Here is a 25421-nt window from a genome sequence, read left to right as displayed (position 1 = left end):
CGGCCCCGGCGGGTGCGCTCATGGTGCGGGCGCGCTCATGACATGTGGGCCGAAGGAGCGACATGCAGGTCTGGCCGGGCGAGCGGTATCCCCTCGGCGCCACCTACGACGGGATGGGCACCAACTTCGCGATCTTCTCCGAGGTGGCGGAGAAGATCGAACTCTGCCTCTTCGACGAGTGGGACGTGGGCCACGAGCGCCGGGTCGAGCTGCGGGAGGTCGACGCGTACGTCTGGCACGCGTACATCCCGGGCATCGGGCCGGGCCAGCGGTACGGCTACCGGGTGCACGGCCCGTACGACCCGGCGAACGGGCTGCGCTGCAACCCGGCCAAGCTGCTCATCGACCCGTACGCCAAGGCCATCGACGGTGACGTGCGGTGGGATCCGACGGTCTACGACTACACCCACGGTGAGCCCGAGCGGATCAACACCGACGACTCGGCGCCGTTCATGCCGAAGTCGGTGGTGGTGAACCCGTACTTCGACTGGGGCAACGACGCGCCGCCGCGCATCCCCTACCACCACTCGGTCATCTACGAGGCCCACGTCCGTGGCCTCACCATGCGGCTGCCCGGCATCCCCGAGGAGCTGCGCGGCACGTACGCCGGCATCGCCTCGCCCCCGATGATCGAGCACCTGACCCGGCTCGGCATCACCGCCATCGAACTGATGCCGGTGCACCAGTTCGTCAACGATCACCGCCTGACCGACCTGGGGCTGCGCAACTACTGGGGTTACAACACAATCGGCTTCTTCGCCCCGCACCACGCGTACTCGGCCCTGGGGCACCTCGGCCAGCAGGTGCAGGAGTTCCGGGGCATGGTCAAGGCGCTGCACGCCGCCGGTATCGAGGTGATCCTCGACGTGGTCTACAACCACACCGCCGAGGGCAACCACCTGGGCCCCACGCTGAGCTTCAAGGGGGTCGACAACCCCAGCTACTACCGGCTGTCCGAGGATGACCGACGCTACTACGTGGACTACACCGGCACCGGCAACAGCCTCAACGTCCGCAGTCCCCACTCCCTGCAACTGATCATGGATTCGTTGCGGTACTGGGTGACCGAGATGCACGTCGACGGCTTCCGCTTCGACCTGGCCGCCACCCTGGCCCGCGAGTTCTACGAGGTGGACCGGCTCTCCACCTTCTTCGAGGTGGTGCAGCAGGACCCGGTGGTCAGCCGGGTGAAGCTGATCGCCGAACCGTGGGACGTCGGCCCCGGCGGCTACCAGGTCGGCAACTTCCCGCCGCAGTGGACCGAGTGGAACGGCAAGTACCGGGACACGGTCCGCGACTTCTGGCGCGGTGAGCCGGCCACCCTCGCCGAGTTCGCCTCCCGCATCTCCGGCTCCGCCGACCTCTACCAGGACGACGGCCGCCGCCCCTTCCACAGCATCAACTTCGTCACCTGCCACGACGGGTTCACCCTCAACGACCTGGTGTCGTACAACGACAAGCACAACGAGGCCAACGGCGAGGACAACCGCGACGGCGAGAGCCACAACCGCTCCTGGAACTGCGGCGTAGAGGGCGACACCGACGACCCCGGCGTACGCGCCCTGCGTGCCCGGCAGCGCCGCAACTTCATCGCCACCCTGCTGCTCTCACAGGGCGTACCGATGATCGGCCACGGCGACGAGTTGGGTCGCACCCAGCGGGGCAACAACAACGCCTACTGCCAGGACAGCGAACTGGCCTGGATCGACTGGGAAAACGCCGACACCGAGTTGCTCGACTTCACCCGCCGGCTGGTCGAGTTCCGCCGCCAGCACCAGGTGTTCCAGCGTCGCCGGTTCTTCAGCGGCCTGCCGGTGCACGGCCGCGAAATCGACGAGCCGCTGCCCGACCTGGCCTGGTACACCCCCGACGGGCGGGAGATGACCGGCGAGGACTGGGGTAACGACTTCGGTCGCTCGGTGGCGCTCTTCGTCAACGGTGAGGGCATCCGCGAACGCGGCCAGTACGGCCAACGCCACCACGACGACTCGTTCTGGCTCTGCTTCAACGCCCACGACGCGCCGTTGGACTTCACCTTCCCGCCGGCCGAGTTCGGCCAGCGCTGGGAACTGGTGATCAGCACCGCCGAACCGGACCAGGACAAGGGCACCACGGTGGAGGCCGGCGGCACGCTCTGCGTACCGGACCGTTCCCTGGTGGTGCTGGAGAGGATGGCCTGACATGCCCGCGAAGCCTGTCGTCGCCACCTACCGGGTGCAGGTGCGCCCCGGCTTCGACCTGGACGCCGCCGCCGGCCTCGCCGGCTACCTCGCCGACCTCGGCGTCACCCACCTCTACAGCGCGCCGCTGCTGGCCGCCGCCCCGGGCAGCGCACACGGCTACGACGTGGTCGACCACCGGCAGGTCAACCCGGAGATCGGCGGCGAGGCCGGTCGGCAGCGGCTGCTGCGGGCGCTGCGGGACGCCGGCCTCGGCCTGGTCGTGGACATCGTCCCCAACCACGCCGGGGTGGCCGTGCCGGCGGCCAACCCGGCCTGGTGGGACGTGCTGCGCCGGGGGCGGGACTCGGCGTACGCCGGCTGGTTCGACATCGACTGGCAGCGGGGTCGGCTGTTGCTGCCGATCCTCGCCGACACCCCCGACGCGCTCGACGACCTCAAGCTCGCCGACGGGGAACTGCGCTACCACGAGCACCGCTTCCCGATCGCCGACGGCACCGGCGACGGCAGCGCCCGGGAGGTGCACGACCGGCAGCACTACGAGCTGGTGTCCTGGCGACGCGGCGACGCCGAACTGACGTACCGCCGGTTCTTCGCCGTCTCCAGCCTGGCCGGGCTGCGGGTGGAGGATCCGGACGTCTTCGCCGCCACCCACGAGCTGATCCTGGCCTGGGCGGCGGCCGGCGAGGTCGACGGCATCCGGGTCGACCACCCCGACGGGCTGCGCGACCCCGCCGGCTACCTGTCCCGGTTGCGCGCCGCCGCCGGTGACGTCTGGCTGATCGTGGAGAAGATCCTGGAGTACGGCGAGGAACTGCCGGCCTGGCCGGTCGACGGCACCACCGGCTACGACGCACTGGGCGCCGTCGGCGGGCTCTTCGTCGACGGCGACGCCGAGGCCGACTTCACCGCCCTGGACACCCGGCTCGCCGGCCGGGCCACCTCGTGGGCCGACCTGACCCACGACACGAAACTCGGTGCCGCCACCCGCCTGCTGGCCGCCGAGCTGACCCGGCTGGCCGCGCTCGCCCCCGACGTGGCACCCGAGGCGGCCCGCGCCGCCCTGGCCGAACTCGCCGCCGCCTTCGCCGTCTACCGCGGCTACCCGCCCGACGGGGCCCGGCACCTGGCCAACGCCCGCGCCGAGGCCGGCCGCCGCCGCACCGACCTGACCGGCGCGTTGGACGCGGTCACCCGCCGGCTACGCGACCCCGACGACGAGCTGGCCCGCCGCTTCCCGCAGTTCACCGGCGCGGTGATGGCCAAGGGCGTCGAGGACACCGCCTACTACCGGTGGAGCCGGTTCATCGCGCTCAACGAGGTCGGCGGCAGCCCCACCCACTTCGGCACCCGGCCCGGCCGGTTCCACCGCTTCGCCGCCGCCCGCCACGAGCGCTGGCCGGCCAGCATGACCACCCTGTCGACCCACGACACGAAACGGGGCGAGGACGTCCGCGCCCGCCTCGCCGTCCTCGCCGAGCTGCCGCAGCGCTGGGCCGAACTGGTCACCCGCCTGATGGCCGCGGTGCCACTGCCCGACGCCGCCCTGGCGCACCTGCTGTGGCAGACCGCCGTCGGCGCCTGGCCCGTCGAGCGCGAGCGCCTGCACGCGTACGCGGAGAAAGCCGCCCGGGAGGCGGCGGCCTCGACCAGTTGGACGGAGCCCGACTCGGCCTTCGAGCGCGCCATGCACGCCCTGGTCGACGCCATGTACGACGACCCGGCCGTCACGGCGGAGCTCGCCGCCTTCGCCGCCGAGATCACCCCGCCCGGCTGGTCGAACTCGCTCGGGCAGAAGCTGGTGCAACTGGCCATGCCCGGGGTGCCCGACACCTACCAGGGCACCGAGCTGTGGGACAACTCCCTGGTCGACCCCGACAACCGCCGCCCGGTCGACTTCGGCGTACGCCGGGAACTGCTGGCCCGGCTCGACGCCGGCTGGCAGCCGACGGTGGACGAGACCGGCGCGGCGAAGCTGCTCGTGGTGTCGCGGACCCTGCGGGCGCGCCGCGACCACCCGGAGCTGTTCGGCGACTACCAGCCGCTCATCGTGCACGGCCCGGCGGCCCGGCATGCGGTGGCCTTCGACCGGGGCGGCGCGGTCGCCGTGGCCACCCGGCTGCCGCTGCGCCTGGCCGCGGCCGGCGGCTGGCGGGACAGCACCCTGTCACTACCCGTTAAAGAGATGTCGTGCCTGTTCACCGGTCGGGTCTACAGTGGCTCTCAGGTCCGCTTGGCCGAGCTGTTGACCACCTATCCCGTCGCGCTGCTGGTGCCCACCACCTGACCCGGGAGGCTGCGTCATGACCGAGTTCACCGTCTGGGCACCCGAGGCGAAACGGGTCCGGCTGCACCTGCCCGGTGCCGCCGACCACGAGATGCGGGCCGGCCGTGACGGCTGGTGGCGGGTCGAGGTGCCCGACGCCGGCACCGACTACGCGTTCCTGCTCGACGACGACGATCAGCCGCTGCCCGACCCGAGGTCGGCGTGGCAGCCCTCCGGGGTGCACGGTCCCAGCAGGATCTACGACCATGCGGCGTTCGAATGGACCGACGGCTCGTGGACCGGCCGGCAACTGCCCGGCAGCATTCTCTACGAGCTGCACGTCGGCACCTTCACCCCGGAAGGCACCTTCGACGCCGCCATCGGCAAACTCGACCACCTGGTCGACCTGGGCGTCGACCTGATCGAGCTGTTGCCGGTGAACGCGTTCAACGGCGAACACAACTGGGGCTACGACGGCGTCTGCTGGTACGCCCCGCACGAACCCTACGGCGGCCCGGACGGCCTGAAACGGTTCGTGGACGCCGCCCACGCGCGCGGTCTGGGGGTGATCCTCGACGTCGTCTACAACCATTTCGGGCCCTCCGGGGCCTACGCGCCGAAGTTCGCGCCCTACGTGGGGGAGCGGCACACCCCCTGGGGCCAGGCCGTCAACCTGGACGGCCCGCACTCCGACGGGGTACGCCGGTTCATCATCGACAGCGTGCTCATGTGGTTGCGCGACTACCACGTGGACGGGCTGCGGCTGGACGCCGTGCACGCCATGCCCGACACCCGCGCCGTGCACCTGCTGGAGGAGATCGCCGCCGAGGTCGAGAACCTCTCGACACACCTGGGCCGCCCGCTGTCCCTGATCGCCGAATCCGACCTGAACGACTCCCGGCTGATCACCCCCCGGGAGGCCGGCGGCCACGGCCTGCACGCCCAGTGGAACGACGACGCCCACCACGCCCTGCACACCCTGCTCACCGGCGAACGACAGGGCTACTACGGCGACTTCGGCACCATGGAATGCCTGGTGGAGGTGCTCACCGGCGGCTTCTTCCACACCGGCACCTGGTCGTCGTTCCGGCAGCGGCACCACGGGCGGCCGGTGGACCGGCAGCGGGTCTCCGGTTACCGCTTCGTCGCGTACCTGCAGAACCACGACCAGATCGGCAACCGTGCGGTCGGTGATCGCCTCTCGGCTTCGCTCTCGCCTGCGCTGCTGCGGGTGGGGGCGGTGCTGCTGCTGACGGCACCCTTCACGCCGATGTTGTTCATGGGAGAGGAGTGGGCCGCCGCCACACCCTGGCAGTACTTCACGTCGCACCCCGAGCCGGAGCTGGCCGCCGCGGTCGTCTCCGGTCGTCGTGCGGAGTTCGCCGCCCACGGCTGGCCACCCGGCGACGTGCCGGACCCGCAGGACCCGCAGACCTTCCTCCGCTCCCGTCTCGACTGGGCCGAACTGGACAAACCCGAACACCGCGAGATGTACGACTTCTACCGTCGCCTGATCGCGCTCCGCAAGTCCCGCCCGGACCTCTCCGACCCCCGCCTGCACACCCTCGACCTACGCCACGGCGACCAGTTCCTGGTGATGCGGCGGGGTGGCTGCCTGGTCGCGGCCAACGTGGCCGGCAAACCCCAGCGGGTGACCCTGCCCGGGGTGGCCCGACGGGTCCTACTGGCCACCGGTAACGGCGTCACAGTGATGCGCGACCGCATCGAACTACCACCCGAAACAGCAGCCATCGTCGCCCTCTGAGAGTATTCGCTGCTCGGTCCGGCCTCGGTCGGACCCGCTTGGCTGCGGACTACACCCAGCGATACCTCTCGCCGGAGTGCTGCGGGTGCCATCTAGCTGCCTACGATGCGTGCGGGTCCGGCGGTTCGTCGGAGCTGAAGGAGGAAGGAATGGTGACAGTCGAGAGGCCCTGAACTGCCATCGGGTGGTATTGATCAAAGAGCTCTAGCACCGAGTTGGCCTGCTCAAACGTAAGATCGTTAGCGCTTGCCGCCGCAGGCCAGTCGTGTGACGAGACGTGATACTCCGAGTCTGCTGACACGGCCTCCCCTTCCTGGCGCTGTGGATGCTATGAAGGTTGATTAAAGCTTGCCTTGGGGTCAATGGGAACGGGACTGTCAAGAAAGTTGCAGTAAGTGACTGTGTGTACGCTGAGTGTAGCACCGCCGTTAATGAATGTTCTCTTTTGCGCCTCCAAACGAATCTGGCCTGTTCGATAGATGCATGAATTCCCAGGTTCGAGCAAGGTAGGCGTATATAACTGTTGAGGCATTGGCTAGAGATGTCAGGCACAACAAACCCCAGGCTGTCGAGGTGATACCTAGAATCGACAGGCCAACGGGGAGCTCCCATTGGAGATACGGAAGCCCTGCCTTGAAGATCATGAATAGCCCGCAGGCGGCGATCGAGCAAAGAACTGTAGCTACTAACGAGATTCGGGCGGCAAGGGTTCCCTCGATTAGGCGTCGTGGTTGTCCGTCGAAACCAAGCCATGCTGCAGCGACGGCGGGAAAGACGAGTAGGAAAGCTGGTACGTCCGTGCCGGGGTCAGGTTTGCGGGACGTAACGAAACCGATCAGCCAGATCAACAGTGCCGCTGCCGTGGCTGTTATGACTGCCCTGAATACTGATCCGGGTGGTACCTCATAGAAGCGAAATCTTACCTCAGGTATCTTCTCGCCCTTTGCAAGGCCTGACATGGGCGCGGGGAAGAACCTGGCGTAGAAGTGGGCGTAGCGCTGGCCTGCACGGCGTCTGAACCGATAGTAGGGCGGGGGTGAGGGTTCCAGAACATGGTCCTCCTCGGCCTTTTGTTGCTTCGAACGCCAGTGAGCATTGAGGTATGCAACTAGATCGTCTGATTCCTGCACCCCAACGAACACGCCGTCCTGAGCATCGATGAAGAGGTGATAGCTCTGGGTCGTGCACGCGTTGTCCAGCGTAACGGTGAAGTCAACCGGCCTGGATCCAAGGAGTAATCTGGCGCGAGCTTTTAGCCAGCTAAGTATTCCATCCGAGATTGGTGCTAGTGCTAGGCTGGGGGTCATCATTCTTTCGTAGGAAATAACGAACTTTCCTTCAGGTGGACAAGGTATTGCGGCCACGACCGCATAATGGGACGAAAGTTTGTTGACCAGCTCCACAGCGAGAGAAATTGCGGCGTGATTTTGTACCGTAGCCCCGTTTTTCTTTTTTGCGAGGTTTCGCAGCGCATTGACGCCCGACTGGTCGCGATTAACTTCGGTACTGCTGGGATCAATCGCTTCCTTTTTGGTGCGCCGCATGATTGCGCGAAGTGCGAGTTGCTCTGCCTCAAACGCCTCCGATCGGCTCTGCTCCGAAATATCGCCGCTATAAGCAATGTCGAGTAGAGTTCTGAGCGAGCGAGCCACCAGCTGCAGGTATTGCCTGTATGAAAGAACGGGGAGTTCGCTTCCGTCTGCCGCCCGAACGTGAAGATTGTCGACCAGTTCGCCCTTGCGTGGTACGAGGATAGGAAATAGGATCATCGAGTGGTCTTGACTCCCAGGCCCGGATGCTTGCCCCCAGTGCTCTTGCTCGTTCGCTTTGGGCGACGCTTCGCCGAATCTTTGCAAGGGAATATTCCGGTCATTCTGTCCGTTCTTCAAGCCAGGATGAAGTAGCTTCATCACAACTCTTGGGTGAAGCTGAACATCGATACTAACTTGCTGGATTAAGGTTCTTTGCCCCGGTTCATATCGTTCGGTTAGGCGTTGCCGGACATTGGCTGGGAAGATAATAGCTGACGTAAAAATCCGTGCTCTTTCGGCGTCGGCCTCGCTCTGGCGTGAAGCAGCCAAAGCTTGTCCGGCGCTGCGCCGCAAAATGTTCACCTGATGATCGGGGAGATCCCAGATGTACGTTTCCCGGTGTGAATCCCTTTGTGGCAAGTAGTATCGACGTCTGGTATACCAGACTAGGATGGCGACGATTCCCATCATGGCAAATATCCGCATTGACCATTTGGTGTACATCCCCATCTCTGGCGGGGTGCCAACGAGCGCAAAGGCGAATAGTATCGTGACTAGTGCCCATGCTATAAAGACAGACCGCTGGGACAGCTGTTTCGTGGAGCGGTATCGCTCGGCAATATCACTATCGCCCCGACCCGACTGGATATTGAGGGCTCGTTGCCCGGACCGTCGAAGGCTGGAGACCACAACTTCTCCTTCTTCGTGCAGTGGGGTGTGGATTCGGGTTAGCGCCTTGGCACTTTGCAAGCTCCCGTGATCAAGTAAAAGTGAACTGTCGCGAAGGTGACAGTACGTGTATGGCGACGCTCTCCGGTGCTGCGAAGATCCTGAACCTGGATCCTTCTCGCCTTACGAAAATCTCCTTTTGACGACTGTCGAACTCATGATTCCGCTGCTATGAACGGGCCGTCCTCGATGATCTACGTTCGGGCGGTAGCGAGGTGTAGCGGTACCTTTCCGCCCGGCACCCCGCCCCGGTGCGTCACCTCGTACATGATCGATCGATCATGGCCTCGGTCCTTGGTCCTCGCCGAGGGTTAGTCCAAGCCCGAAGGTTCACTCGACGTCAGCGGACGTGGCCGTTGGCCACCCTGATCGGCCTCACCCCTGACCGGCCAGAAGGCACCACTACTCCGATGATCTGGCAGTTGTGGCAATAGAGAGAAGAACCGTGAGGATGACAGGTGCCACAACTGCATGATCGACAAGCGCAGAAGGGGCAAGTCAGCGACCGGCGCGTTTCCAGGCGCGGTAGAACTCTTTGTAGAGGAAACGCTGCACCGGGGTGCCGGTGGCGGAGACCTGTTTGCCGAGCGCCCGTGCGCCGATCCACATGCCGGCGACCTTGGGTACGCCGGGCACCGACTCGGTCACCGACGCCACTCCGTTGACCAACTCCTGTTCGACCGGTGAAAGCACTACCCGGCGCAGGCCGAGCCGTTCCAGGAGCTGTCGTTTCGCCCCGTTGATGTCGCGTGCGAGGCGGAGATGATCCTCGTCAGTGACGCAGCGGGCGACGGCGGCCCGCAGGTCGGCTGCCTTGTCCCGGTAATCGGCGATCCGGGCGACGATCAGGTCTATCCAGTCGCGTTCACCGAGCCGGCCGGTCTCGCCGGCCTGCCAGAGACGGCCGCCCAACAGCGGAAGTTCGAGTTCGAGAAGCTGTACGCGATGCGTGTCGCTGTCGTCTGCCGCGGTTACGAGGGACTCGTGGATCCCCCGGATGGCCTTGATGACGTCGAGCACCACTGTTTCCGTCGCACCTTCGGTGGAGAGGTCGAAGGTCAGCAGAAAGTCGCGCCGGACGGGATGGGCCTGATAGGACAGGCTGGTGGCGTCCGCACGCGCCTGATACTTCAGCCCACGCGCCAGTGTCGCCGCGACGTAGACCTCCTCGCCAGGCGGTGCCATCAGCCGCAGCGGGCCACGTAGCACGATCGAGGCCGCTCGTGCCCAGGTCCCGAAAGGGTCGTCCTCGACCCCGTCGGAGGTCGTGATTCGATCCGTGTGATGACCGGCGACCCGTACGTTGGCAGCCTGGAAGGCGCACCAGCCGTGGATGCGCTTCGACAGCGAGTTCCGTGAGTCAGGCAGGGCATCGTCGCAGGTGACAGCTTGCCCGATGAACTGGCCGAGGACCTGGTTGCCGCGCCAGCTCTGCAACTCGTGCAGCGCCGCTTCCTCGGCCTCGCGCACCCGATCGATCTCATCGTCGGTCAGTTGCAAAGGATGCAGCAGTCCCGCGTCGGCCAACGCCCGGAGGAGGTACGGCCTGGCACCGAAGTCGACGGCCGAAGGGTGGGCGAGTACCGGATGCGCCACCCACACCCGTTCCATGAAAATCAGAGATTGGATCAGTTCGACAAACGCTTGGCGGGCGAACGGGTCGTCGGGCCGAGTCGCGCGGTTCTGTGCAACGACGAAATCTTCCGCGCTGATGATCGACGTGACGTCTACGAGGACTTCGGTGTTCCGGTGGGGGAGTCCCGGGCTAGCTCCACGAACCACTTGACGGCCTCCGGGCGACCCATCACAGTGCTGGCGAAAGTCGGCTCAGGCTGGGCGAGCGTTTCCATGGGCACCGGCAAATGCCGTTTCCCATTCACGTCTGTGGACATTAGACCGACGATCTCACCGAGACACAAGCCTGCGAGGCCGTCCCAGACCTTCTGCCGAGGGCGGTAGAAAAGGTCGAAACGCGGCGTATCCGTAGCGAGATCAGTGAGGTCCAGGGCGGTACGCAGCATGTCCAGCGTCTGTGACGTCGTCCGCGTCTTCAGGGCGTAGCCTGCCTCGGCCATGCCGATCTCGTGCGGCGGGGCTTCCGATCGGGCGCTGCGGGTCAGGGATGCGACACGAACCGGCTCGCTGTTGTACGCCGCCGGTCTGCCATTGACCGTGATCGTCCGGGCGGCTCGCCTGGCGAGCACCACGATCGGGGTGCCGCCGTCTCCCAGTTCAGGCGCGACGACGAGCGCGGCAACCGGCTCCCGCCGCTCCAGCAGGCAGACCACGGAACAGAACTCGACGCTGCGCGGATCGACGAACTCGGCCGTGCCGTCGATCGGATCGATCACCCAGATCCGCTCGGGTTCCTCGTCGCGACCGGGCCGCCAGGAGCCACTGCCCGACTCCTCTGCCAGGACGCGAGCCTCGGGGTCCACCGCCCGGATCTTGCTGATCACCATGTCTTCGACCGCGAGGTCGGCCTCGGTGAGCAGGGTGCGGTCGGCTTTCTCCTGCACGTCCAACTCGGCTACCCGAGAGCGGTACGACGCGAGGACGCCCGACAACTCCGTTGTCAGATCGGCCCACAAAGGGTCAAGGTTCATCGACGCGACACTCCTCGCGACCGGCTCGGCACCGCCCTCGATCGATAGGTCCATCATTCCACTTCGGGTGCCCCGGCAGCCGAGCGGCGGACGTCCGTGCTTCGGCGGCGAGGGCCGCCAGCCTGTCGACCAAGAGGGTTGCGTCACCGGAACGGCGTGGCCAGGACGCAAAGCTCTTGATCGACTGGCGTGGCCGGGCGGAGTTGGGAGGCGGGCGGGGGAGCGGTGGCGGTCGGGCGGCAAACGATTGCAGTGCGTTGGGACGTGCTGGCAAGATGACCGTCGATGCGGCGCGTGGGAGTGGCAGCGATGACCTGAGCCGAGGGCAACGGCCGGGATCAGATGTTCCTGTTAGAGAGGAAGCTCGATGCGGCTTGCCCATCCTGACAACATCCCATCGTCACGCCGGCGGCACGGGGCCGTCGTGATCACCGTGCTCGCGGCGGCGACCTCGCTGGTCACCGTGGCGGGAATCCTGACCGCGCCACCCTCGCTGGCCGCGACACCCGACATCACCGTCAACACCGCTTCGAGTTTCCAGACGATCGACGGGTTCGGGGCCGCGACTCCGATCTTCGGTGGTTCCGGTGACCCGTGGACGACAGGCGAAACCCAGACCCTCGTCGGTACGGGGCCGGGACAGCTCGGTCTGTCGATCGTGCGAACGGTGGTGTCGCCCGTGTCGAGCGAATGGGGTCTGTACGCCAGCAGCCTGCAAACGGCGAAGTCCTACGGATCCGACGTCAAGATCCTCGCCTCGCCGTGGACCGCGCCCGCCCACTTCAAGACGAACAACAGCAGGGTCAACGGCGGCAAGCTCCGGACCGACTATTACGACGACTATGCGGAGCACCTGAACAGCTACGTGCAGTTCATGAAGGGCCGGGGTGTCACCATCGACGTGACTTCGGTCCAGAATGAGCCGGACTGGCACCCCGACTACGACTCGATGGACTGGACCGGTAGCGAGATGCGGAACTTCGTCCGCGATCACGGTGCCCGGGTCAGGGACACCCAGCTGATGGTCGGCGAGTCCCTGCGGTTCGCGCGCCAGTATTCCGATCCCACCTTGCAGGACGCCACCGCGCGCAACAACATCGGCTACGTCGGCGGCCACCTGTACGACGCCGAGAACAGCGGAAACCTCTCGCCCTACCCGCTCGCCGCCCAACACGGCAAGAACCAGTGGATGACCGAGTGGAATCTGCACGCGGCCGACGGCAGCGGTTCGAACATCTGGGGAGACCCGGGCAACACGGCGGTCTGGAACGAGACCCTCGACGACATCATGCGGACCGTGCACAGGTCGATGGAGGCCAACTGGAGCGCGTACATCTGGTGGTACGGCCGCCGCTTCTACTCCTTCATCGGTGACGGCGACGCGCAGTACGGGACCACGAAGGGCGCCGTCCTCAAGCGTGGCCAGGCGTTCGCCCAGTACGCCAAGTACGTCCGTCCCGGTGACCGCCGAGTGGCCCTGTCGAAGAGTTCGCGGGCTTCCGGGCTGGAGGTCACCGCCTACCGTGGCCGTGGCAAGGTCGTGCTGGTGCTGCTCAACCGGTCGAACAACGCGGTCAACGATGCCGTCGTCCAGGTGCCGCAGAACATCTCGGCGGCCGAGTACACCGTCACCTCACGAACCTCGGGCGCCCAGTCGCAGGCGGTGAACGTCAGCGGGGGACAGGCGACGGTGAACGTTCCCGCCCGGAGCATCTCCACGATCGTCCTGACCGAAGGGTCTGCCTCACCCACCCCGACGGCGACCCCGACGCCTACGCCTACGCCGACAGTCAGCCCGACCCCGACGCCCACCCCGAGCCCGACCACCGAACCGCCGACGGGCACGTGCCGGGTGACCAATGCGGTAAACGCGTGGAACAACGGCCTGGTCGACAACATCACCATCACCAATACCGGTACCAGCGCCGTCAACGGCTGGTCGCTGCGATTCGTCCTCGCCCCCGGGCAGACGATCACCTCTGGCTGGGGCGCCACGTACTCACCAACCAGCGGCCAGGTGACTGCGACGAACGTCAGCTACAACCCGTCCATACCGCCAGGAGCCTCCGTCACCATCGGCTTCCAGGCCAGTCATGGCGGCAACGACGCCCCACCCACTGGCTTCACCCTCAACGGCGCCGCCTGTAGCTGAGCGGCTCATTCAGGTCGGAAGCGGCGCACGCCGGCCAGGGCCGGCGTGCGCCGCCCGACCGTTGGCTGCCCCTCACGCGGCGCGAGGCGCTACCCCCGTCAGCGGCGCGTGGCGAACACCACGCCGGTCAGGCAGAGCGCGCCGCCCAGCAGGGCCAGCGCTGCCGGCACCTCGCCCAGCAGCGTCCAGGACAGCAGGACGGTGACCGGCGGGACCAGGTAGGTGGCGGCGGTGGTGCGCCCCGCCGTCCAGCGGGACAGCACGTAACCCCAGGTGAGGAAGCCGATCGCGGTCGGGAACACGCCCAGGAACAGCACGCCGATGGTGGCCGGTACCGGGGCCGCGGCGAGTTCTGCCAGCAGGGTGGGTGCGAACGGCAGCAGGGCCGCCGTCCCGGCCAGCGCGCCGAGCCAGGTCATCGTCGGCGCGGCCATCCGCGCCAGGAGGCGTTTCTGGAGCAGTACGCCGAAGGCGTACAACAGGGCGGAGAGCACCGCCAGCGCGACGCCGACCTTGTCGGCGTGCCCGGTGAAGCCACTGGCCGCGATCAGGGCCACGCCCACGAAGGCGACCGCCACCCCGACGCCGAGCCGGCCGGTGAGCCGCTCGCCCAGGACGAGCACCGCTGCCACCGCGACCAGGATGGGTGCGACCGCCACGAGCAGGGCCGCCGTGCCGGCATCGACCAGCCGCTCGGCGGCGTTGAGCGCCACGTTGTACCCGCCGAACCAGGCCACGCCCCAGAGCGCGACGAGTCCCAACGTCCCACCACGGGGCAGGGCGTCCCGACCGGTCGCGGCGTGCGGCGCTCGGGCGCGCCGTAGCCGGGCGGTGAACGCGACGAACACGCTCAGCGCGGCGGAGGCTGCCACCATGCGGCCCAGCGCCATGGCGCCGGGGGAGTAGTCGTGCCCGGCGAAGCGGATGCCCACGAACGCCGAGGCCCACAACAGCACCGTGGTGCCGGCGGCGGCGACGATCGGCCAGGACCGGGGCCGCTCCGCGAGCCGGGCGTACCCGGTGTCGGTCTGCTCGGGGACGGCCCGGATCGGGGCGGCGGGCTCGGTCATCGACGGGCTGCTCATGAGGTGATTCTCGGCCGCCCGAAGATTCAGCACCAGCGACTCTTTCTTCACAACAGTTTAGTCGCGCTTTATCGTTGGGTGGTGCTTGACGTTCACCGCCTCCGGGTCTTCCGTTCCGTCGTGGCGTCCGGGTCGGTCCAGGCCGCCGCCACCAACCTCGGCTACACCCCCTCCGCCGTCAGTCAGCACCTCACCGCACTGCAACGTGAGACCGGCCTCACCCTGCTCGCCCGAGCCGGACGAGGGCTGCGGCCCACGGCCGCCGGGCACGCCCTCGCCGCGGAAGCCGATCGGGTACTGGCCAGGGTCGGTGCGGCCGAATCGCTCATCGCGGACCTGCGCACCGGCCGCACCGGCGCCCTGTCCATCGCGTACTTCGCGTCGGTGGGCGCGGCGTGGATGCCGCACGTGGTGCGGGGCATCCTCACCGAACTCCCCGGCGTACGGCTCGACCTGCAACTACGCGAACACATCCCGGACAGCCGGGAGGAGCGCGCCGACGTGCAGGTGGTCGTGGCGGGCACCGGCTTCGACCCCGGTTCGGGCTTCACCGCCCACCACCTCCTCGACGACCCGTACGTCGCCGTGGTTCCGGCCGGGCACCGCCTCGCCGACCGGCAGGAGACGGACCTGGCCGACCTCGCCGACGAGCGCTGGGTGGACAACGACTTCGCCCGGGGCTGGTGCCGCGCCCACCTCCTCGAAGCCTGCACCGCCGCCGGTTTCCGTCCGGCCTTCCGGGTCGAGGCGCACGACTACCGGACGGCACTCGCCTTCGTCGCCGCCGGCATCGGCCTCACGGTGCTGCCCGCGCTCGGCGCGGCACACCTGCCGGACGGCGTGACCTGCATCCGGCTGCTCCGCCCGACGCCGACCCGGTCCATCCACGTGGTGGTGCACGACGCGGTCGAGCACACCCCGGCCGCCCGGATGGCGGTAGCCGCGCTACGGGACGCCGCCCACTCCGCCCCCACCCCAACCACCGCATGACGGTCGGCGGGTCAGGTCGGATCCAGCGTTCCGCGCGCGACAGCGACGAACGCGTCGCGGCGCTCGGTCCGGCAGCGCAGCGCGGCGAGGTGCTCGGCACGGTGCTGGACGGCCACCGGGGTGGCTTCCTCGGTCTGCTCCCGTGATAGCTGGCGCTGCCGGGCGTACTCCTCGTTGACGCTGCGGACGGTCCGCCCGGCGGCCTCCGCAACCGGGCCCGGGCCGGCCAGCAACACCAGGTTGTACGCCTCGTCGAGCGCGCGCAGCATCCGGTACGGGGCGTCCTCGCCGGGTGCGGTCTCCGGTCCGACCCACCCGGTGTCCAACGCCCGGTAGGCCCGGTCGCAGGCGGCCAGGAAACCGACGTACGTGTCCCGCCGTGCCTGGTTCCTGCGGAGCGTACGCTGCGCGTCGCGCTCCTCCCGGGCGGCGGTGAGTTGGCCGCTGACCTGCCGACGCACGGTGAGCGCGGTGATCAGCCCGGTAAGGCCGGCGGCGGTCAGCGTGGACAGTGACGTGATCAGCGCGATGGCGACGGTCTCCCGCATGCCGACCATCATCGTCGGGCCGGCCCGACCGAGTCTCGCCGCCGTCACCGCACTAGCGGTGCAACTGCCGCCTCCAGTCGGCGGGTACGCGGTCTGCCGGGGCGGGTGCGCCCTGCTCGGGCGGTCGGCTCACGGGTGCCACGAGCACCACCCTCGGTCCGTCCGCACGGGTCGTGCCCTGGCCCCTCGCTGTCCGGTCTCCGGTCGGGCCGCTCACCTGGGTCGGGCGGCCCGCCACTCGTCGCGGGTCATCGCGTACTCGACCTCGCCGTGCTCGGTTCCGGGCAGCGGATCGTCCCACGTGGGAAAGAAGGTGCGGACGTGACGCAGGCCGACGGACTCCATGACCCGGCGGGAGGCGGTGTTCACGGCCATGGTCTGTGCGATCACCCGGTGCTGGCCGACCGTGTCGAACGCGTGCCGCAGCAGTTCCCGGGAAGCCTCGCTGGCCAGGCCCTTGCGCCAGTGCCGGCGCAGGAGGCGGTAACCCAGCTCGGCGACGGCGGGGTCGTCCGGCTGGTCGGGGCCGTGCGTCGGCGGAAGCATCATCAGCCCGACGAACTCGCCGTCGTCCTCGGTCGCCGGGAGTATCGAGCCGCGTGCCCCGCCGTCGGTGCCGAACGCCATCCAGTAGCCGAGGCCGTCCACCTTCTCGGCCAGGGCCATCCGGTTCGCGTGTGACCCGACCACCTCGTCCCTGGTGCGGGCCCGGCCGTGGAGGTAGCGCAGCACCTCCGGGTCGGAGTCCAGGTGGACCTCCAGATCGAGGTGCCGATCGGCGAGCGGCACCAGCAGCAGACGATCGGTACGCAGGACCGGTTGGGGCATCGGGAAACGATCGCATGCCCGTCCCCGGTTGGCGACCTGATTGCCGTCGGGGTCGACTCCGGCGTGAGCACCTCGCGGCGCAGCCGGTGTGCCGGTCGGCGCCTCGGCCCTACGATCGGGGCAGTATCTGGAACACCGGATGGTCGGCGGCGATCCGGGCGAACTCCGCGAGCGGCGCTCCCCGGTGGACCGGCACGTGCGGCCGCGCCCCTGGGGCCTTGTCCAGGTAGCGCCGCAGGATCGGTGCCCGTTGCGCGACGGGCACCTCCACCAGCAGCACCGGTCGGTTTCGACCGTGCCGCAGCACCGCCCGCCCGGCGGCGGCCCGTACGTTGCGTACCCAGTTAGCCCGCTCGCCGAGCATCGACACCAGGTACCGCCGGCCGTCGTGGTCGACGGCGACCAGCGGAAACGACACCGTTCGGCCACTGTGCCGACCCGTCACCTCCAGGGTGACCCAGTTGCCGGGTGCGAGGAAGCCCGCCGAGAACTGCCAGGCGGAGACGCGGTTCATGATCCGCGCCAACCAGTTGGGCCGGCCGCCCCGGTACATCCACCGCTTCATCCGGTGGAGCCGGCGGTCGCTGATCTGCTCCATGGTCGGTCCTCCCCGTGTCCGGCCTCCCTCGGCTCGACGCTACGACGCTGGTGGCCGTACTCGAAGGGACGGAAGTCCCGAGGTGTGGCCCGGCGTACGCGCCGTCTGGTTCAGGTCCGCGAGTGCGCACCGGCTGGCTGCGCCAGGGGCGGCAGGCCGCACGCGGCGGAGAACTCCTGTGATTCGACGCCGAGCGCGACGTTCATCCGCGCGGCGAGGTTCGCTGCCGCGACGAACGCGGTCAGTTCGACAAGGGCCGGAGCGCCGAGCCGCGTGAGCAGTCGCGCGGACATCTCGTCGGTCACGACCAGGGTGCGGTGGGGTACCAGGGGATGATCTCGCGGCGGGCGAGCAGCCGGACGTCCCAGTAGAGGAAGGTGAAGGCGCCCGCGACGAGGAACGCCACCGCGATGGTGGCCGCCAGCCGGGACGGGCGGGCGGCGAACCAGCTCTGGAGCCTGCTGCCGGCGAACCAGGCCATCAGGAGGAAGAGCACCGCGATGATGACGATGTTGCCGATCGACTGGAGAGTGAACGCCGCGGCGCCGTACAGCGGGTTCCCGCTCTCCGCGGCGTCACGGAACATCTGGCGGAACAGGGCGAAGGGCCGTCCGATCAGGAAGCCGGCGATGAGCGCGCCCATGAAGACCAGGGGAGCGTGGGGATACCGGCGGGAGATCCGGGCGAACGGATCCGGCAGCACCCGCAGCGCGGCCAGTCCCAGGTAGATCATGATCAGCCCGATGAGGCCGAAGACCACCATGGACTGGATGCTGCGCGGCGACAGCGATCCGGGCGTGTTGGGGACGGTGGAGAACTGGGGCATCGACGTTCCGACAAGCCCGACGACCGCGCCGTACGCGGCGGAGACGGCGATCATGCCGACGGCCATCCAACCCAGGGGGCGCAGCGGTGCCAGGAAACGGGTCAGCCGGCCGCCGGAGGTGCCGGCCAAGGGGGCGAGCGCGCCGAAGGCGGCGACGTTGCAGGCGGTGAAGGTGCCAGCGACGCCGGAGACGAACGCGAAGATCACGCCCGCGACGACCCCGCTCAGCGGAGTCTCCTTGGCGTCGTGGCCCAGCATGGTGTTGGCGATGTTGTCGCCGATGGTCTGGTCGACGAACTCCGCCGACCAGACGACGGTGAGCAGGAAGCCTCCCAGCACGCTGAGCAGGACGATCAGCCAGCGTCGGCGTGGGGTCTGCCCGGGGACGAACAGGGAGGTGGCGCGGGGCTCGGACGGCAGTCGGATCTCGTCAGCGGCGGTGGGATGACTTGTGCGCCGATCGGTTCTCGTCACGGAAACGCTCCTTATCATCACGGAGGGTGAATTCCGATGATGGTGGATGGACCGATGTCGGGGCCAATTAGTCGGCAAGGCCGAAGGTGTGTTCGTTCTGCTTGCCCGCTTCGAGGTGCATCCGGCTGCGACGCGCGGCCCGGTGGTCGCTGTGGGTGGGCGTGCCCCACGGTGATGTCGCCCAGGTCGGCGCGTGCGGGTTGATGTCGTCGGAAAATCCCGAGGATGCGTTTGCATGACCATGCGTCCTAGTGCATACTTTTCCTCGTGTCCAAGGTCCTGACCTCCCTGCCCACCGGTGAACGTGTCGGCATCGCCTTCTCCGGCGGCCTCGACACCTCCGTCGCGGTCGCGTGGATGCGCGACAAGGGCGCCATCCCGTGCGCCTACACCGCCGACATCGGCCAGTACGACGAGCCCGACATCGCCTCGGTGCCAGACCGGGCGCTCAGTTACGGCGCCGAGGTGGCCCGACTTGTCGACTGCCGGGCGGCCCTGGTGGAGGAGGGGCTGGCCGCGCTGACCTGCGGTGCCTTCCACATCCGCACAGGCGGGCGGGCGTACTTCAACACCACGCCGCTGGGCCGCGCGGTCACCGGCACGCTGCTGGTGCGGGCGATGATCTCCGACGACGTGCAGATCTGGGGCGACGGCTCGACCTTCAAGGGCAACGACATCGAGCGGTTCTACCGCTACGGCCTGCTGGCCAACCCGCAGCTGCGCATCTACAAGCCGTGGCTCGACACCGACTTCGTCAGTGACCTCGGTGGCCGCAAGGAGATGTCGGAGTGGCTGCTGGCCCGGGGCCTGCCGTACCGGGACAGCACCGAGAAGGCGTACTCGACCGACGCGAACATCTGGGGTGCCACCCACGAGGCCAAGACCCTCGAACACCTCGACACCGGCATCGAGACGGTCAACCCGATCATGGGTGTCCGGTTCTGGGATCCGACGGTGGAGATCCCCACCGAGGACGTCACGATCGGCTTCGACCAGGGCCGGCCGGTGACCATCAACGGCAAGGAGTTCGGCAGCGCGGTCGACCTGGTGTTGGAGGCCAACGCCATCGGCGGCCGGCACGGGCTGGGCATGTCCGACCAGATCGAGAACCGGATCATCGAGGCCAAGAGCCGGGGCATCTACGAGGCGCCCGGCATGGCGCTGCTGCACGCCGCGTACGAGCGGCTGGTCAACGCCATCCACAACGAGGACACCCTGGCCAACTACCACAACGAGGGTCGCCGACTGGGCCGGCTGATGTACGAGGGCCGGTGGCTGGACCCGCAGGCGCTGATGCTGCGCGAGTCGCTGCAACGCTGGGTCGGCACCGCCGTCACCGGCGAGGTGACGCTGCGGCTGCGTCGGGGCGAGGACTACTCGATCCTGGACACCACCGGGCCGGCCTTCAGCTACCACCCGGACAAGCTGTCGATGGAGCGTACGACGGACTCCGCCTTCGGCCCGGCCGACCGCATCGGTCAGCTCACCATGCGCAACCTCGACATCGCCGACTCCCGGGCGAAGCTGGAGCAGTACGCGCACCTGGGCATGGTCGGCGGCGCTCCGCAGCGGGTGGTCGGTGCGGCCCAGGCGGCCTCGACCGGGCTGATCGGCGCGATGCCGGAGGGCGGCGCGGAGGCCATCGCCTCCCGGGGCGTCCCGTCGGCGGAGGACGAGGCCCTCGACCGTGCCGCGATGGAGTTCGGCGTCGACTGACCGACCGACTCCGGCCCGGCTAGCCGCCCGCCGTCGACGGTCGTCCGCCGTCGACGGCACCTGGGGTCTTGGGGCCACTTGAACGGTGGCGGGCAGCGCGCGGCCACCGTTCGATGACCGATCGACCGAGGTGACCTTCTCGGATGTTCGATCTACTTTGCGTAATCGACTGATCGCGCAACGTTCATGAGATCGAAGGTGGCGTCGGTCCGTCATCGCTCCCGAGGAGGACCCGTTGAGGTATCCCACCCGCCTGTCCGCCGCCGTGGCCGCGTCCGTGCTCGTCGCGTCCGCGCTGACCGTCCTGCCCGCCGCCGCCTCCGCCGCCCCGGCGGCGTACGCCTACCGCGCCGTCGACCTGGGCACCCTCGGCGGTGCCGCCAGCGCCGCCACCGCGACGAACGACCGGGGCACGGTCGTCGGCTGGAGCCTGACGGCCGACGGCTCCCGGCACGCGTTCGTCTGGCGCAACGGGGTGATGACCGACCTCGGCGTGCTGCCGGGGCACGTGGAGTCCAGCGCCGTCGACGTCAACGAGCGTGGCGACGTGGTCGGCACCTCCACCGGCCCGGAGCAGATCACCCGGGCGGTGCTCTGGCGTAACGGCCAGATGATCGACCTGGGCACCCTCGGTGGCGACTACAGCGAGGCGGTCGCCGTCAACGACCGGGGGCAGGTGCTCGGGCTGAGCAACCCGGTCACCGACATACCGCACCGGGTCGTATGGCAGGAAGGTGCGATCACCGACCTGGGCCGGCAGGACTTCTACGAGCTGACCACCGGGTTCAACAACCGGGGTGACGTGGTGGGCACCTTCAACGTCCCGCCGTACGACTACCCGTGCACCTGCGTGGGAGGCCGGCTGCGGGACGGCGTCGTCACCCCCGTCGGCGACCAGGCGACGGCGATCAACAACCTCGGCCATGTGGTCGGCGTGGACGGCGGCCGGGCCTTCCGCTGGCGCGCCGGGGTGCTGACCGACCTGGGCACGCTTGGCGGCGCGACGAGTCGGGCGACCGCCGTGAACGACCTGGGGGTGGTCCTCGGCAGCGCCGACACCGCCGCCGGTGCCCGACGACCCGTCCTGTGGTGGGCCGGGCACGCCATCGACCTGACCGCCCATGGGCTCGGTGACACGGACGCGGTCAACGACCTGGATATCCGGGGTCGCCTGGTGGGCAGCCGGGCCGGGCGCGCCACGCTCTTCCGGTAGCGCTCCGGCACGGCGACTGTGACCGGCTATGTGGCCGCGTCGGAAACGGTGACCACCACCTTGCCGGCCGGGTGCCGGTCGGTGAAGTGGCGCAGCGCGTCCGCCGTCTCGGCGAGCGGGAAGCTGCGGTCGATCTGCGGGGTGAGCGCGCCGGATTCGACGAGGTCACGCAACCGGTCGAGGTCCTCGGTGCGCTCGCCAGCGCTGACGGCGCGCAGCCGGTGACCGACGACCGTCGACAGCAGCGGCGCCCCGAACATCTGCCGGCCGTAGCCGCCGAGCAGCGGCCCCCGGGTCCAGTCCCCGCCGACCAGGGCCAGTGTTCCGCGTGGGGTGAGCGCGCGTCGCAGCAGCGCCAGCGGACGGTTGCCGCCGGTGTCGATGACCACGTCGTAGACCGGGCCGTCCCGGTCGATCTCCTCGCGGGTGTGGTCGAGCACGTCGTCGGCGCCGAGGGAGCGGACGAAATCGGTTTTCGTGGGGCCGCAGACGCCGGTGACCGTCGCCCCGTACGCCTTGGCGATCTGCACGGCCTGGTGACCGACGCCGCCGGAGGCGCCGATGACCAGCACGCGATGGCCTGGCCGCACCTGGCCGGTGTCGCGGACGGCGCGCAGCGCGGTCATCCCGGAGACGGGTACGGCGGCGGCCTGGGCGAAGGTCAGCTTGGTCGGCTTGTCGGCCAGCCGCCGCTCGTGGGTGGCCGCGAACTCGGCGTACGACCCGCGCAGGCAGGTGCCGTACACCTCGTCGCCGGGCCGGAAGCGGGTCACCCGGGTGCCGACCTCGGCCACCACGCCGGCCACGTCGCGGCCGAGTACCGGCACCCGGGGTCGGCGCAGCCCGGAGGCGAGTCGTACCAGGTAGGGCCGCCCGGCCAGGAAGATCAACACTCCCGGGTCGACACCGGCGGCGTGTACCCGCACCAGCACCTCCCGGTCGCCGATGCCGGGGCGGTCGATGTCGCGGAGTCGGAGCGCGGACGGCGGACCGTAGCGGTCGTGCACGATGGCTTTCACGATGCCTCCTCGGGGTACTGGAACACGTCGTCGAGCCGGACGCCGAGAACGTTGGCGATCCGGAAGGCCATCTCCAGCGAGGGGGAGTAGCGGCCCTGCTCGATGGCGATGACGGTCTGCCGGGTCACGCCGAGTCGTTCGGCCAGCTCGGCCTGGGTCATCTCGTCGCGGGCGAACCGCAGTGCCCGGATGTTGTTTGTGACGCGGGTCGGCTTCACCACTGCGGCACGCCCCTGCGGTAGACGATCACCTTCGCCAGCGAGCCGACCACGGCCGACAGCACGAAGCAGAGGTAGATCACGTTGGCGATCCAGAACCAGTGCCACTGCGCCAGCGCCATAAGCATCGCCGACACCGCCCCGATCACCACGAACGCCTGCCCGACGTGGTCACCCAACCGCCCGATCTCCCGGTCGCGTACGTCGCTGACCCGCGAGGCGCGTGGGTTCACCACGCCGATCCCGATCTCGAGGAGCATGCTGGCGGCGATCGCGCCGCCGACCGTCCAGAGCAGAGCGCCGGCGTACGGCGTCGTGGTCAGTCGCCCCTCGTCGACCCGACTGAGGACCACGGCCACGTAGACGGCGTAGCCGACCACGCTGACCACCAGCATGATCCAGGCCCGCTTCTCCTGGTGCGTCATCACGACTCCCGATGTAAAGAATCCTTGACATCATGAGAGTAAGGCGTCTTTGACATCATGTCTAGAAAGTTTTACATCTCAAGTCGGGTGGTCGCCGGGTGGTCACGATTGCTCACCGGGTCAGCGTCGTGCGGCGCGCAGCGCGTCGTGCAGGTCCCGAGCCACCTGCGCCAGCGCCGCCTCGGCCTCCGGCTGCACGGCCGCGGGCACCGTCGACTCGCTCAGCGCGGCCACGGCGTACGCCTGCCCGTCGGCGTGTTCCACCACGCCGACCTCGTGCCGCAGGTTGAGCAGCGTGCCGGTCTTCGACGACCAGCGGGAGGCGTCGGAGCTGAAGTCCGGGGCGAGCCGCTGACGCAGCAGGTTGTCACCCATCAACTCGCGTACCCGGGCGGCCACCGCGGTCGGGATCCGCGACGGACGCCACAGCGCGTGCAGCAGCTCGACGAAGGCCCGGGCCGAGCCGGAGTTGGCCCGACCCACGTCCAACTGGGCGACGGGATGACCCTGACCGGCGGTGGCCGCGGACGCAGCGAGGGAGTGCGCGAGGTGCACCTCCGGCGCGAGCCGCTCGGCCGGAGTGTCGGTGAGGTCCCGGGTGTGGTGCCGGATGCTGATCCCGTCGACGCCGAAGCGGCGCAGCGCGTCGGCGACCGCCGTCGGCGGAGTCAACGCGAACAGTGCGTCCGAGGCCACCTCGTCGCTGATCGCGACGCTGAGGTAGAGCAGGTCGTCGACCGCCACGGTGGCCGGGTGCCGGAACCGGCTCAACCCGGTGGGACCGGGCGTGCGCACCCGGCCCGGCGCCACCGTGACCGCGCCGGCACCGTCGAGTTCACCGCGGACGATCCGGTCCACGGTGGCCACCGCCAGCGGCACCTTCACCAACGACGCGACGGGCAGCACCGCGTCGTCGTCCAGACCCAACTCGTCGCCGGAGTCGAGGTCGCGGACCAGAAGACAGCCGCGCAGCCCGGCGTCGCGCAGCGTCTCCCGGGCGGTGCGGAGCAGTCGGCCGACGGTCACGCCGCCTCCGTCACGCCGAGACACCGGGCCACGGCGGCACCCAACGCGTCGCGCAGCCGCTCGGCGTCCTCCCGGACACCGGCCGTCACCTGGTAGCCGCGGACCGGCCGGAGCTCGCCGAGGGGCCGCCAGTGCAGTCCGAGTTCGTGCGCCTCGGCGGGGGAGCAGAGCACCAGATCGGTGCCGGCGAGCGCCTCGGCGGCGGCGTCGACCATGGACGCCGCGACCGCCACCTGGGTCGGCTGCAACCCGACGGCGTCGCGCAGTCGGGTCAGCGGGTCACGGACGTGCGGCACATCGTCCTCCGGCGAGATCCAGACCCGACGCCGCCGGGACCGGCGGTCCGCGCGCGGGGCACGCAACGTCTCCAGCCGCACCACCTCGACATCCGGGTCGGTGCCGCCCGCGAGACCGAGCGGCACCCGCCACGCGGCCTCGTCCGGCGGTACGCAGACAAGCGCGGCCCGCACCTCGTGCCCCTGCCGCAGCCGGGCCCGTTCCGCCGGCTCGCCCCGGCGCAGCTCCAGGTGCAGGTCGTGCCGGCGGGCCTCGACCACCAGCCGGGCCAGCGACCGGGGTGCGCAGACCGCCGGCACGGCCAGCCGGAACGGGCGCAACCGGGCTCGTTCGGCGTCGTGCTGCATCGCCTCCGCCAGGTCGACGATTCGTCGGGCCGAGGCGAGCATGTCCCGCCCGAACGGGGTGAGCGTGACGCTGCGCGAGGTGCGCTCGAACAGCCGTCCACCGAGGTGCCGCTCCAGCGCGGCCACCCGTCGGCTCGCCACCGACTGGGGGATGCGGGCGACGGCGGCGCCGACGGTGAAGCTGCCGTGGGTGCCGACCGACACGAACGCCTGGCAGGCCGCCACGAGATCCACGCCGGCATTCTATGCCGATTCGGCATCGGTACCCTCGCCGGTGTCTTCGACAGCATGAGGTGGCGCTGCGAATCTGGGTGCCGACCGCCCGGACGACGTCCGGTAGACCGGTTGATCGAGGGAAGGAC

Annotated in this window: 21 protein-coding genes; 7 read left to right on the top strand and 14 right to left on the bottom strand. The window is 68.9% G+C overall.

Features of this window, described 5'->3' with window-relative positions:
* Positions 1 to 62 precede the first annotated feature (62 nt).
* The 3 genes from glgX to treZ are packed head-to-tail and all read left to right on the top strand — an operon-like array spanning position 63 to position 6211.
* Positions 63 to 2180 carry a glycogen debranching protein GlgX gene (gene glgX, locus AB0J93_RS08600; protein WP_363919603.1) on the top strand — a complete coding sequence of 706 codons (2118 nt, stop codon included), beginning with the start codon at positions 63 to 65 and terminating at the stop codon, positions 2178 to 2180.
* Position 2181: 1 nt separating this feature from the next.
* Positions 2182 to 4467 (top strand): malto-oligosyltrehalose synthase, encoded by a 2286-nt coding sequence (gene treY / locus AB0J93_RS08595; RefSeq protein ID WP_363919601.1) that lies wholly within the window; start codon positions 2182 to 2184, stop codon positions 4465 to 4467.
* A 16-nt stretch (positions 4468 to 4483) separates the two neighbouring features.
* On the top strand, positions 4484 to 6211 hold the full coding sequence (treZ, locus tag AB0J93_RS08590; RefSeq protein WP_363919599.1) for a malto-oligosyltrehalose trehalohydrolase: 1728 nt from the start codon (positions 4484 to 4486) through the stop codon (positions 6209 to 6211).
* A gap of 428 nt (positions 6212 to 6639) precedes the next feature.
* Here treZ and AB0J93_RS08585 read toward each other — a convergent pair whose 3' ends face one another.
* From AB0J93_RS08585 to AB0J93_RS08575, 3 genes are all read right to left on the bottom strand, one after another.
* On the bottom strand, positions 6640 to 8472 hold the full coding sequence (locus AB0J93_RS08585) for a hypothetical protein (protein WP_363919597.1): 1833 nt from the start codon (positions 8470 to 8472) through the stop codon (positions 6640 to 6642).
* Between the two features lie 717 nt (positions 8473 to 9189).
* Positions 9190 to 10473 (bottom strand): hypothetical protein, encoded by a 1284-nt coding sequence (locus AB0J93_RS08580; protein ID WP_363919595.1) that lies wholly within the window; start codon positions 10471 to 10473, stop codon positions 9190 to 9192.
* Entirely contained in the window at positions 10419 to 11351 is a 933-nt protein-coding gene (locus tag AB0J93_RS08575; RefSeq protein WP_363919593.1) for an inositol monophosphatase family protein, read from the bottom strand. Before AB0J93_RS08575 ends, AB0J93_RS08580 begins: the two co-directional genes overlap by 55 nt.
* 370 nt (positions 11352 to 11721) lie before the next feature.
* On the opposite strand from AB0J93_RS08575, the gene AB0J93_RS08570 reads away from it, so the two are divergent.
* Positions 11722 to 13449 carry a cellulose binding domain-containing protein gene (locus AB0J93_RS08570; protein WP_363919591.1) on the top strand — a complete coding sequence of 576 codons (1728 nt, stop codon included), beginning with the start codon at positions 11722 to 11724 and terminating at the stop codon, positions 13447 to 13449.
* A 98-nt stretch (positions 13450 to 13547) separates the two neighbouring features.
* On the opposite strand, the gene AB0J93_RS08565 is transcribed toward AB0J93_RS08570, so the two are convergent.
* Positions 13548 to 14534, bottom strand: a complete 987-nt coding sequence (locus AB0J93_RS08565; RefSeq protein ID WP_363919589.1) for a DMT family transporter — start codon at positions 14532 to 14534, stop codon at positions 13548 to 13550.
* Between the two features lie 81 nt (positions 14535 to 14615).
* Here AB0J93_RS08565 and AB0J93_RS08560 point away from each other — a divergent pair, with 81 nt between their 5' ends.
* Positions 14616 to 15524 (top strand): LysR family transcriptional regulator, encoded by a 909-nt coding sequence (locus AB0J93_RS08560; RefSeq protein WP_363919587.1) that lies wholly within the window; start codon positions 14616 to 14618, stop codon positions 15522 to 15524.
* 11 nt (positions 15525 to 15535) lie between these two features.
* Here the strand turns inward: AB0J93_RS08560 and AB0J93_RS08555 are convergent, their stop codons facing one another.
* The 5 genes from AB0J93_RS08555 to AB0J93_RS08535 form a co-directional block, all read right to left on the bottom strand.
* Complete coding sequence (locus AB0J93_RS08555) at positions 15536 to 16072, bottom strand: hypothetical protein (RefSeq protein WP_363919585.1); 537 nt, start codon at positions 16070 to 16072, stop codon at positions 15536 to 15538.
* Between the two features lie 213 nt (positions 16073 to 16285).
* Positions 16286 to 16900 (bottom strand): GNAT family N-acetyltransferase, encoded by a 615-nt coding sequence (locus tag AB0J93_RS08550; protein ID WP_363919583.1) that lies wholly within the window; start codon positions 16898 to 16900, stop codon positions 16286 to 16288.
* Between the two features lie 109 nt (positions 16901 to 17009).
* Positions 17010 to 17498, bottom strand: coding sequence for a nitroreductase/quinone reductase family protein (locus tag AB0J93_RS08545; protein WP_363919581.1), 489 nt, complete (start codon positions 17496 to 17498; stop codon positions 17010 to 17012).
* A gap of 110 nt (positions 17499 to 17608) precedes the next feature.
* Positions 17609 to 17803: a hypothetical protein gene (locus AB0J93_RS08540; protein WP_363919579.1), complete on the bottom strand. Its 195-nt coding sequence runs from the start codon at positions 17801 to 17803 to the stop codon at positions 17609 to 17611.
* Positions 17800 to 18798: a hypothetical protein gene (locus AB0J93_RS08535; protein WP_363919577.1), complete on the bottom strand. Its 999-nt coding sequence runs from the start codon at positions 18796 to 18798 to the stop codon at positions 17800 to 17802. Before AB0J93_RS08535 ends, AB0J93_RS08540 begins: the two co-directional genes overlap by 4 nt.
* 267 nt (positions 18799 to 19065) lie before the next feature.
* Here AB0J93_RS08535 and argG point away from each other — a divergent pair, with 267 nt between their 5' ends.
* Both argG and AB0J93_RS08525 read left to right on the top strand, forming a co-directional pair.
* Entirely contained in the window at positions 19066 to 20514 is a 1449-nt protein-coding gene (argG, locus tag AB0J93_RS08530; RefSeq protein WP_363919575.1) for an argininosuccinate synthase, read from the top strand.
* A gap of 235 nt (positions 20515 to 20749) precedes the next feature.
* On the top strand, positions 20750 to 21727 hold the full coding sequence (locus tag AB0J93_RS08525; RefSeq protein ID WP_363919573.1) for a hypothetical protein: 978 nt from the start codon (positions 20750 to 20752) through the stop codon (positions 21725 to 21727).
* A 26-nt stretch (positions 21728 to 21753) separates the two neighbouring features.
* Here AB0J93_RS08525 and AB0J93_RS08520 read toward each other — a convergent pair whose 3' ends face one another.
* The 5 genes from AB0J93_RS08520 to AB0J93_RS08500 all read right to left on the bottom strand — a co-directional run bounded on the left by AB0J93_RS08520 (position 21754) and on the right by AB0J93_RS08500 (position 25293).
* Positions 21754 to 22746 carry an NAD(P)-dependent alcohol dehydrogenase gene (locus AB0J93_RS08520; RefSeq protein WP_363919571.1) on the bottom strand — a complete coding sequence of 331 codons (993 nt, stop codon included), beginning with the start codon at positions 22744 to 22746 and terminating at the stop codon, positions 21754 to 21756.
* The gene (locus AB0J93_RS08515; protein ID WP_363920225.1) at positions 22743 to 22937 is read right to left on the bottom strand and encodes a helix-turn-helix transcriptional regulator; all 195 of its coding nucleotides are present in this window, start codon (positions 22935 to 22937) and stop codon (positions 22743 to 22745) included. Before AB0J93_RS08515 ends, AB0J93_RS08520 begins: the two co-directional genes overlap by 4 nt.
* Positions 22938 to 22960: 23 nt before the next feature.
* Positions 22961 to 23389, bottom strand: a complete 429-nt coding sequence (locus AB0J93_RS08510; protein ID WP_363919569.1) for a hypothetical protein — start codon at positions 23387 to 23389, stop codon at positions 22961 to 22963.
* A 120-nt stretch (positions 23390 to 23509) separates the two neighbouring features.
* A complete protein-coding gene (locus AB0J93_RS08505; RefSeq protein WP_363919567.1) occupies positions 23510 to 24415 on the bottom strand; it encodes a serine hydrolase in 906 nt (301 codons plus the stop codon).
* On the bottom strand, positions 24412 to 25293 hold the full coding sequence (locus AB0J93_RS08500) for a LysR family transcriptional regulator (RefSeq protein ID WP_363919565.1): 882 nt from the start codon (positions 25291 to 25293) through the stop codon (positions 24412 to 24414). Before AB0J93_RS08500 ends, AB0J93_RS08505 begins: the two co-directional genes overlap by 4 nt.
* Positions 25294 to 25421 lie beyond the last annotated feature (128 nt).

It is taken from the genome of Micromonospora sp. NPDC049374 (assembly GCF_040677165.1).
Lineage (GTDB): Bacteria > Actinomycetota > Actinomycetes > Mycobacteriales > Micromonosporaceae > Micromonospora.
The sequence above is the reverse complement of the archived record's forward strand: the minus strand, read 5'-3'. Positions and strand labels throughout refer to the sequence as shown.